The organism is Streptomyces sp. sk2.1 (assembly GCF_008120935.1).
Classification (GTDB): Bacteria; Actinomycetota; Actinomycetes; order Streptomycetales; family Streptomycetaceae; genus Streptomyces.
In genome coordinates this window covers 179317-188655 of sequence record NZ_RDBO01000045.1, presented here as the reverse complement: position 1 = coordinate 188655, position 9339 = coordinate 179317, and the positions used below count along the sequence as shown (strand labels likewise).

Genomic DNA, 9339 nt, shown 5'->3' with positions numbered 1-9339 from the left:
CGCTCATGGACATCCATGGCCATTACGCGCGTGAGACCGCACTCACATCCGTCGCCCCTCTCACACCCGAACGGTGGCCGTCTTCGGGGTGGGAACGCGATCGCGGCGGCCACCGTTCGGGTGTGAGAGGGGCGACGGATGTGAGTGCGGTCTCACGCGCGTAATGGCCATGGATGTCCATGAGCGTCACCGAATCGCCCCCGATGCCCGGCCTGACCTGCGCTTCTGCCCGGCTTTTCGACCCTCGCACGCCCTTGTGGCGGCACAGGGTACTGCATGATCACGAAAATGAGTGCCATGCGTGGGAATTCTGTCCGGATTCCAGTCGTTGTTTCCATCGGATGCAGGGCACCCGGAAGGGTGTCGCGACCTACTCAGCAAGGGAGCACGCATGGCAACCCGTGCCGTCGCCCGTCGTTCGTCCTCCACCGGTGGGACCAACCGGGCAAGCAGTGTTCGCGCCGCGGGCGGAGAGATCGCCGATCGCGACCTGGTCGGCATGTACCTGGACGAGATCGCGCGTACGCCGCTGCTCGACGCCGCGAAGGAGGTCGAGCTGTCGCAGGCCGTCGAGGCGGGCGTCTACGCCCGGCAGATACTCGACGGCGCGGTGGACAGCGAAGCCGGCGGAGCCACGCGCGAGGAGCTGGAGGCGCTGGTCGCCGAGGGCGAGCGCGCCAAGGACGTATTCATCCGCTCCAACCTCAGGCTCGTCGTTGCCGTCGCCCGCCGCTACCCGCGGGCCGGGCTCCCCCTGCTCGACCTGATCCAGGAGGGCAACGCCGGACTGGTGCGCGCGGTCGAGAAGTTCGACTACGCCAAGGGCTTCAAGTTCTCCACGTACGCGACGTGGTGGATCCGTCAGGCCATCACCCGTTCCATAGCCGACCAGTCCCGTACGATCCGGCTCCCCGTCCACCTGGTGGAGGAGCTCGGCCGGATACGCCGGGTGCAGCGCGAGTTCAACCGTGAGCACGGGCGCGAGCCGGAGCACACGGAGATAGCCGCCGAGCTGGACTCCACGCCGGAGCGCGTGAGCGACGTCCTGGACTGGGCCCGCGACCCGGTCAGCCTCAACATGTCCGTGGACGACGAGGGCGAGACGCAGTTCGGTGACCTGCTGGAGGACACCTCCGCGGTGTCGCCCGAGCAGTCGGTGCTGACGCTGCTGCGCAGCGAGGAGCTGGAGGACCTGATCGGCAAGCTCGACAACCGCACCGCGTCGATCATCCGCATGCGGTACGGCATCGAGGACGGCCGCGAGCGGACCCTCACCGAGGTGGGCAAGCAGCACGGGCTGACCCGGGAGCGGATCCGCCAGATCGAGAAGCACGCGCTGCTCGAATTGAAGCGAATGGCTCACGACACGGGTTTTGACGCTGCGGCGTGAGCTCTGGTCCAGTAACCTCCGAAATGGGTCACTTCGCGTGACCCCCTGAAGCTGAGTCCCGGCGCCCACCCCCCCTGGCGCCGGGGCTCATTTCTTTGCGCCCGCCTCTTCGTGTTTCTCCTCTTCGTGTTTCTCCGCGCCCGCTTCTCCGTGTTTCTCCGTGCCCGTCTCTTCGCGGCCTGTGCGCCGGCTTTTTCGCGCCCGGGTCCGGTACGTCACCGGGCTGCCGCGCGGCTCAGGCGGGCGCCCAGGCCGTCCAGGTAGTCCACCAGCTGCGGCGGCTCGTGCACGGTGAACTCGCAGTCCACCAGCGCCAGTCGGACCGCCACCCACTCCAGCGAGTCCGCCAGCGTGGCCCGCAGTCGGCAACTGTTCCCGCCGGTCGGCTCCAGCGGGCCGACCGCGGTCGGCAGCCGCGCGGACACGAATTCCGCCGGTGCCGCGAAGCTCACGTCGACCTCCATCTCCGGCCGGCTCCGGGCGATGGAACCGGCGAGGAACTCCGCCGCGTCCCCCGTGGGCAGCTCGCGCGGCGCGAACCGGGCCCCGGTCGCGAACGGTTCGCTCACCCGGTCGACCCGGAAGGTGCGCCAGTCCGAACGGCCCAGGTCGTACGCGACGAGGTACCAGCGCCACCCCGTGCTCACCAGCCGGTACGGCTCGGCCTCCCGCTTCGTCTCGGCGCCGTCGCCCGCCCGGTACGCGAACCGCAGCCGCTCCCGCCCGGTGATCGCCGACGCCATCACGGTCAGCGTCCGAGGATCGATGGTCGAACCGTCGCCGCGGGTCAGCGGCATCGTCGCGTTCTGCAGGGTGGAGACCCGGTGCCGCAGCCGGGACGGCAGCACCTGCTCCAGCTTGGCCAGGGCCCGTACGGACGCCTCGTCCACCCCCTCGATGGCGTGCCCGGCGCCCGCCCGCAGTCCCACCGCGATGGCCACCGCCTCCTCGTCGTCGAGGAGCAGCGGCGGCATGGCGGTGCCCGCGACCAGCCGGTAGCCGCCGACCGATCCGCGTGTGGCCTCGACCGGGTAGCCGAGGTCACGGAGCCGGTCGATGTCGCGGCGGATGGTGCGCGGACTGACGTCGAGCCGTTCGGCGAGTTCACTGCCGGGCCACTCGCGGGGCGTCTGGAGGAGCGACAACAGGTTCAGCAGTCGTGCCGGGGTGTCGGTCATGGGCTCAGCCTTCTGCCGGTCTCGGCGGTCTTGAGGCGGGACTCCGGCGACCTCGGTGGTCTCGGTGGTCCCTTGGTTCCCGTGATCCCCTGGTTCCCGTGGTTCCTGGTTCTCGCGGTCGGGGCGGTCCTGCGGTCTCCTCAGGATGCTCGCCCATTGGGTCACGATCTGTCCTAATGGACTTCTAGTTTCTTCCCATGACTTCTTCCACATCTCTGCCGTCCGCGGCATCCGGGCCCGCAGGGCCCTCGGCACCGTCGGACCGGCGACGCTGGTTCGCGCTCGCCATCGTGATGACCGCGGCCTTCATGGACCTGGTCGACGTCACGATCGTCAACATCGCCATCCCGAGCATCCGGGAGGACACCGGCGCCTCGTTCAGTTCGATCCAGTGGATCACCGCCGGATACGCCCTGGCCTTCGCGGCCGGGCTGATCACCGGCGGCCGGCTGGGCGACATATACGGCCGCAAGAAGGTCTTCCTCATCGGGATCGGCGGCTTCACCCTGGCCTCCGCGCTCTGTGGTTTCGCGGCGAGCCCGGAGATGCTGGTCGCCTCCCGCATCCTCCAGGGCGGCACCGCCGCGCTGATGGTCCCGCAGGTGCTGTCGATCGTGCACGCCACGTTCCCGGCGCACGAGCGGGGCAAGGTCTTCGGGCTCTTCGGCGCGATCGTCGGCCTCGGCGCCGTCTCGGGACCGCTGCTGGGGGCGCTGCTCACCGAGTGGAACATCGCCGGCCTCGAATGGCGGCCGATCTTCCTGATCAACCTGCCGGTCGGCATCGCGGGCCTGCTCCTGGGCCGGAAGTTCATCATGGAGTCCAAGGCCCCGAAGGCGCTCCGGCTCGACCTGATCGGCGTCGCCCTGGTGACCCTGGGCATGCTGATGCTGATCTACCCGCTGACCCGCGGACGCGAGCTGGGCTGGCCGCTGTGGGGGTACGCGTCGATGGCCGGCAGCCTGCTGGTGTTCCTGGCGCTCGTGGTGTTCGAGCGGGCGAAGGCGCGGAAGGACGGTTCGCCGCTGGTCGAGTTGTCGCTGTTCCGGGTCAAGAGCTTCGCCGCGGGCATCGCCGTGCAGCTGACCTTCGGCATCGGGCTCGGGATCTTCTTCCTGGTCTGGACGCTCTACATGCAGATGGGGCTCGGCTGGAGCGAGCTGCGGGCCGGGGTGACCGGTGTGCCGTTCTCGGTCGCCGTGTCGTTCGCCGCCGGGATCTCCGTGCAGAAACTGGTGCCCCGCTTCGGGCGGAAGGTGCTCCAGGCGGGTGCGCTGCTGATGATCACCGGCCTGCTGATCTACATCTGGGAGTCCGACCGGTACGGCATGGGCATCGCGTCCTGGCAGATGGCGCTGCCGCTGGTCGTCATGGGGGTCGGCATGGGGCTGATCGTGGCGCCGCTGACGGACGCGGTGCTGTCCGAGGTGCCGAAGGAGCACTCCGGCTCGGCGTCCGGGCTGATCAACACCGTGCAGCAGATGGGCAACGCGCTCGGGCTCGGGCTGGTCTCGGTCGTCTTCTTCGGCGCGATCGGGGACGGGCTGAAGCCGCAGCAGGTGGGACCGGCGTTCGGGGAGGCGTTCCGGGACTCGCTGTGGTGGGTGGCCGGGGTGCTCGCGGTGATCTTCCTCGTGATGTTCGCGCTGCCCGCACGGCCGCGGCAGCACGTGGAGGGCGGCGACGATGTGGTGGATGCGGTGGACATGACGGATGCGGCAGATGCGGTGGACGCGGCGGGGAGTGGGGCGGCGGACGGCCCGGGGCTCGCCAAGGAGCCCGCGCTGACGTCCTGAGCCGTACGAGCCCCGGGGCCTCGCCGGAAGAACGCACGGGTGCCCGCACCGTCCTCCAGGTGCGGGCACCCGTGCGTTCACGCGGGAGCGGCCGGGGCCGTGGGCCCGAGGGGCACGGCTCGGGGCCTGCGGGTCCGAGGCACGTGAGCCGAGGCTCATGCCCCGGGGCCCGCAGGCCGGAGTCCATGGCCCGGGGCCGGTGAGCAGGGATCCGGGTCAGCCGATGCGCGTACGGTTCTCCATCGCCCCCCGCGCGGTGGCCTCGTCGCCGTACACCTCGCACATGTGGCGGCCGTCGGGCGTGGCCGTGTGCTCGACCTCCCACAGGCTCGTCTCGCTGCCGTCGAGCAGCAGGAAGGCGTGCTCGTACAGGGTGAATCCGGCGTTCCGTCCGTCGACCCGGCACTGCCGTCCGAAGACCTGGGTGATGTGGTGGGCGAAGGCGGCGCGCAGCAGCCCGGCGGTCTCCTCGCCCGGCACGTCGCTGTTCTCCGCGCGGCGCAGGACGCGGCGGGCGTGGTCGGCGGAGTTGTCCGGGGCGTACGTGCGGGGCAGCGGGGCCGGAGGGGCCGTCATCAGGAACGTGAGCACCTCCAGGTCGGTCTGCGAGCCCTCGTCCCCGAACATCGGGGCCTCGCCGAAGCGGCCGGACAGCCGGGCGGCGGCGAGCCGGACATCGGCCTCGTCGTCGTACAGCTCGTGGTGGCCCAGGTCGTACGGCACGGGCCCGGTGCGGGGACCCGCCGCGTCCCGCGGACCGCTGTGCACCAGCTCCCACAGGGTGAGGGCGGTGCCGTCGGACAGCAGATACGCATGCCGGTGAATCTCACGGTGCAGGACGGAACTGTGGTGCGAGGAGTGCAGGGAACTGCTGTGGGCGAGCGCGGTACCGAGTCTCTCGACCGTACTGTCGGGCAGGTCGAAAGAGTTGAGTGCCCGTCGCATGAGTCGGTCGAGATGCTGCTCGGTTGTCTCGTACGGATCGCTCAAGGTGCTGTCTCCAGGCCGTTGCCGCGTGTTACTTGCTGCGTGCTTAACGTAGTCCCTGGGTCCGACATTGTGACCGGGTTCATGAAAACGTATGGCGCACGCGGATGGTTCCTGCCGCTTCGTCCGAACTTCCCTACCCAGTAAGCGAGTCGGGAACCGGATGATCATGTTCCGACTAGTCCGGCGGATTCCGGGGTTCCGGGGGCTCGGGAGGTTTCGGAGGCTCCGAGGGGCGTGCGGGTATGCGGTAGAGGTCGCTGTACGAGAGGTGATTTCCCCCGCCGGGGCCGCCGTCGACGGTCCGGGCCGCGCGGACGCCCTTCACGATGGCGCGGGTGAGCGCGTCCGCGCCGGCCGCCAGCAGCTCGTTGAGCGCGATCGGGTTCCGCGGGTCCAACTGCCGGGCGCCGGTGGCCAGGGCGAAGACGGTGTCCCCGTCGGTGAGCAGGTGTACGGGGCGGACGGCGCGCGCCAGTCCGTCGTGCGCGGTGCCCGCGAGCTTCTGGGCCTGGGCCCGGGTGAGGTCGGCGTCCGTGGCGACGACGGCGAGCGTGGTGTTGAGCGGAGGCGCCGCTTCCGTGCCCTGGGCGCCGGTGAGGCGCCGTTGCGCCGCGCGGTGGACCTCGGGCGCCGGGTGCGCCGGTGGTTCGGCCGCGCCGTACTCCCCGTACAGCACCCCGGTACGCGGATCGAGCACCGAACCCGCCGCGTTCACCACGGCCAGGGCGCTCACCGTGATGCCGGACGGCAACCGCACGCTCGCCGTGCCCACGCCCCCCTTGAGCCGGCCGGCGAGCGCGCCCGCCCCCGCGCCGACGTTCCCCTCGGCGACCGGAGCACCCGGCTCCGTGCCCGCCGCGTCCTCCACCGCCGCGCGGCCCGTCGAGGCGTCCGGGCGGGCCCGCCAGTCGCCGCCCCGCCCCAGGTCGAAGAGGCAGGCGGCCGGGACCACCGGTACCACCTGCGACGGGTCGGGGCCGACCCGCACCCCGCGCCCCCGCTCCTCCAACCAGGCCATCACGCCGGACGCCGCGTCCAGGCCGTACGCGCTGCCGCCCGTCAGGACGATGGCGTCGACGCGCTGCACCAGGTTGCGCGGATCGAGCGCGTCCGTCTCCCGGGTGCCGGGGCCGCCGCCGCGTACGTCCACGGCCGCGACCGCGCCGCCCTCGGGGGCGAGGACGACCGTGGTGCCGCTCAGCGCCCCCTCGCCCGCCATCCGCGCGTGGCCGACGCGCAGTCCCGCGACATCGGTCAGCGCGTCGAGGGGGCCGGGGGCGTCGGCCGGCGCGTCGGCGGAGCCCATCAGCCCCGGGCCGGGGGACGACTCCGGAGCCGGGGCCGGACTCGGCGGTTCTTCCGTCATGGCGTACTCCTCACGCTCTCCACGCTCGTCGTGTGCACCGTGCTCCGTGCCCCGTCACCCGTGCTTCTCGCGCTCCTGCCGGGCTCACCCGGCCGCGTCGGGCCGCCGTGACAGCAGCACGCTCGCGGCCACGGTCACCGCCGCCACCAGACCGGCCGCGAAGACCGCCCAGGAACCGGCGAACGTACAGGCCAGGATGGCCAGCGCGGCCACGGGGAGGGGCAGCTGCTCCGCGAGGTCGCGCTTGAAGTGGCGTGCGTGCAGTGCCCACACCGTCAGCATGAAGAGTGCGGAGGGCACGGTCACCGCTGCGGCGGCCACCTCGGTCGGGACGTGGGCCTTGCCCACGGCCTCCTCCACCGCGACCTCGATGCCCGCGCCGATGGCGGCCGCGGAGCCGAAGATCAGGTAGTGCCCGTATCCCCAGACGAACGCTTCCCTGCTGCCGCGCAGATAGTCATGGATCGGCACGGCGAAGTAGATCCACCAGGCGGAGAAGACGATCAGCAGCCCGCCCGCGGCGATCGGCAGCAGCTCTCCGAGCGCGTCGTGCTCGTCCAGGGCCTCCTGGACCGCGACCGTGGCCGCCGCGATCGTCTCGCCCAGCACGATGATCGTGAACAGGCCGTACCGCTCACCGATGTGGTGCGGGTGCCAGCTGGTCGAACGGTCCCGCTCGGCGATCGCCGGAACGGCCATCTCCGCGAGCGCGAGCACGACGAAGACGGTGGCACGGACCCCGGCCGAGGAGTCGTCGGGCAGTGCCAGCATGGCGATCCAGCCCAGCTGCACCACCATGATCCCGACGGCGTACCGCAGCGCGACGCGCCGTTCGGAGCCCTGGGTGCAGTGCGCGGCGCGCAGCCACTGGCTGGTCAGGGCGAGCCGCATCACCACATAGCCGATGACGACGACCGTCCAGTCGCCCGCGTCGAACGCGCGCGGCACGCCTGCGGCGAGGACGAGCACACCGGTGATCTGGACGAGCGTGACGACCCGGTACAGCGGGTCGTCGGTGTCGTAGGCCGAGGCGAACCAGCTGAAGTTGACCCAGGCCCACCAGATGGCGAAGAAGACGGCCGCGTAGCCGCCGATCCCGGTGAGGGCGTGGCCCTCGGCGACGGCGTGGACCAGGCGCCCGCCCGCCTGGGCCACGGCGACGACGAAGCACAGGTCGAAGAAGAGTTCCAGCGGGGTCGACGCGCGATGTTTCTCGGTGCGGCTGCGAGCCGTCATTACAGGCATGGAAGGCAGCACATCAGACGAGGCCCGACCGTGCCGAACGGGCCGCACCCCGGACGGGCGAGCGGCGTCACCCCACCGATCCGCAAAACAGGACTGATCGTCATATACGACCCTACGGTGACGATGTGACCGAGCCACCAGAAGCCTCCGCCGCAGTTGAACGGCCCGCCCCCGGTGCCCCGGCGCCCGCCGGGGCGGACGGGCCGGGTGGGTCGGCCGGGACCACCGGGGCCCGGACCGGCGGGTCCCGGTCCGTCACGGCGCGCGCGACCGCGGCCGGTGTCCTCGTCTCCGTCCTGCTGATCCTCGCGATCGTGTTCGGGAGTCGGCTGCTGGAGAACTTCGACTCCGCGCTCCTTCCGTACGCCGTCGCCACCGTCTTCCTCGCCTTCGGCGTCGCCTACCGCTACACGGTCTGGGTCTCCGCCCCCGGTGCCCGGCGCCTGTTCAGGCAGGGGTGGCGGAGCTTCTTCTCCGCGGCCAACTTCCGCAAGGCGCCCACCGCCCTGCCCCGGATGATCGCCACCTATCTGGGCTTCCAGAAGTTCCTCGGGGCCCGTTCCCACGCCCGCTGGGCCGCCCACCAGCTGATCTTCTGGGGCTGCGTCCTCGCGGCCCTGATCACCTTCCCGCTGACCTGGGGCTGGTTCACCTTCACCTCCGGCACCGGTTCGGGACCCGGCTACGAGATGCGCATCTGGGGCTTCAAGATCATCGGGTTCGACTCCCTGAACATTCTGGGCTGGCTGATGTTCCACGGCCTGGACATCGCCGCCGTGCTCGTCATCCCCGGCGCCTCGTACTTCCTGTGGCGGCGGATGAAGGACCGAGGCGCCATCACCGGCCAGCGCTTCGCCTACGACTTGGTCCCGCTGATCGCCCTCATCGTCATCTCCGTGACCGGTCTGCTGCTCACCTTCTCGTCGATCTTCCTGCACGGCGGCGGATACGAGTTCCTGGCGATCCTCCACATGGTGTCGGTGGTCTTCACCCTCATCTACATCCCGTTCGGGAAGTTCTTCCACATCGTCCAGCGCCCGGCCGCGGTCGGCATGCAGCTGTTCAAGTACACCGCCCGGCAGGACCAGGAGGTCTTCGGCTGCCGCCGGTGCGAGGAGCCCATCGACACCGGTCCGTACGTCGAGAACCTTCGCGGCACCATGCGCGACCTCGACCTCGGCTTCGACGAATGGGCCGAATACTGCCCGCGCTGCAAGCGGGTGCTGCGCGGCAGCGCCTATCTGACCCAGGTGAAGAGGGGCTACCAGTGACCGCGGACCCGCGAGCGACCGGCTCCCGTACACCGACCGGTCCCCGTGCGACGGCGGACTCCCGCGCGGCGACCGGTCCCCGTACGGCCGTCCCCCTCGACCC

7 protein-coding genes are annotated in these 9339 nt (G+C 70.9%); 3 read left to right on the top strand and 4 right to left on the bottom strand.

Annotated features, from left to right (window positions below):
* Positions 1 to 391: 391 nt before the first annotated feature.
* Entirely contained in the window at positions 392 to 1390 is a 999-nt protein-coding gene (locus tag EAO76_RS15970; RefSeq protein WP_148836607.1) for an RNA polymerase sigma factor RpoD/SigA, read from the top strand.
* A gap of 215 nt (positions 1391 to 1605) precedes the next feature.
* Here the strand turns inward: EAO76_RS15970 and EAO76_RS15965 are convergent, their stop codons facing one another.
* Entirely contained in the window at positions 1606 to 2568 is a 963-nt protein-coding gene (locus EAO76_RS15965) for a YafY family protein (RefSeq protein ID WP_148836606.1), read from the bottom strand.
* A gap of 197 nt (positions 2569 to 2765) precedes the next feature.
* Here EAO76_RS15965 and EAO76_RS15960 point away from each other — a divergent pair, with 197 nt between their 5' ends.
* Positions 2766 to 4364, top strand: a complete 1599-nt coding sequence (locus EAO76_RS15960) for an MFS transporter (RefSeq protein ID WP_148836605.1) — start codon at positions 2766 to 2768, stop codon at positions 4362 to 4364.
* Positions 4365 to 4580: 216 nt separating this feature from the next.
* On the opposite strand, the gene EAO76_RS15955 is transcribed toward EAO76_RS15960, so the two are convergent.
* From EAO76_RS15955 to EAO76_RS15945, 3 genes are all read right to left on the bottom strand, one after another.
* A complete protein-coding gene (locus EAO76_RS15955; RefSeq protein WP_148836604.1) occupies positions 4581 to 5354 on the bottom strand; it encodes a DUF6227 family protein in 774 nt (257 codons plus the stop codon).
* Between the two features lie 175 nt (positions 5355 to 5529).
* Positions 5530 to 6660, bottom strand: a complete 1131-nt coding sequence (locus tag EAO76_RS15950) for a P1 family peptidase (RefSeq protein ID WP_148836680.1) — start codon at positions 6658 to 6660, stop codon at positions 5530 to 5532.
* A 144-nt stretch (positions 6661 to 6804) separates the two neighbouring features.
* Complete coding sequence (locus tag EAO76_RS15945) at positions 6805 to 7965, bottom strand: low temperature requirement protein A (protein WP_148836603.1); 1161 nt, start codon at positions 7963 to 7965, stop codon at positions 6805 to 6807.
* A gap of 125 nt (positions 7966 to 8090) precedes the next feature.
* On the opposite strand from EAO76_RS15945, the gene EAO76_RS15940 reads away from it, so the two are divergent.
* A complete protein-coding gene (locus tag EAO76_RS15940; RefSeq protein ID WP_148836602.1) occupies positions 8091 to 9236 on the top strand; it encodes an MFS transporter in 1146 nt (381 codons plus the stop codon).
* Positions 9237 to 9339: the final 103 nt, after the last annotated feature.

What these genes read in the sequence shown, in the direction of transcription:
- EAO76_RS15965 (WP_148836606.1), bottom strand. Translation starts at nt 2,568, where the DNA reads ATGACCGACACCCCGGCACGACTGCTGAACCTGTTGTCGCTCCTCCAG.
- EAO76_RS15945 (WP_148836603.1), bottom strand. Translation starts at nt 7,965, where the DNA reads ATGCCTGTAATGACGGCTCGCAGCCGCACCGAGAAACATCGCGCGTCG.
- EAO76_RS15970 (WP_148836607.1), top strand. Translation starts at nt 392, where the DNA reads ATGGCAACCCGTGCCGTCGCCCGTCGTTCGTCCTCCACCGGTGGGACC.
- EAO76_RS15960 (WP_148836605.1), top strand. Translation starts at nt 2,766, where the DNA reads ATGACTTCTTCCACATCTCTGCCGTCCGCGGCATCCGGGCCCGCAGGG.
- EAO76_RS15950 (WP_148836680.1), bottom strand. Translation starts at nt 6,660, where the DNA reads ATGGGCTCCGCCGACGCGCCGGCCGACGCCCCCGGCCCCCTCGACGCG.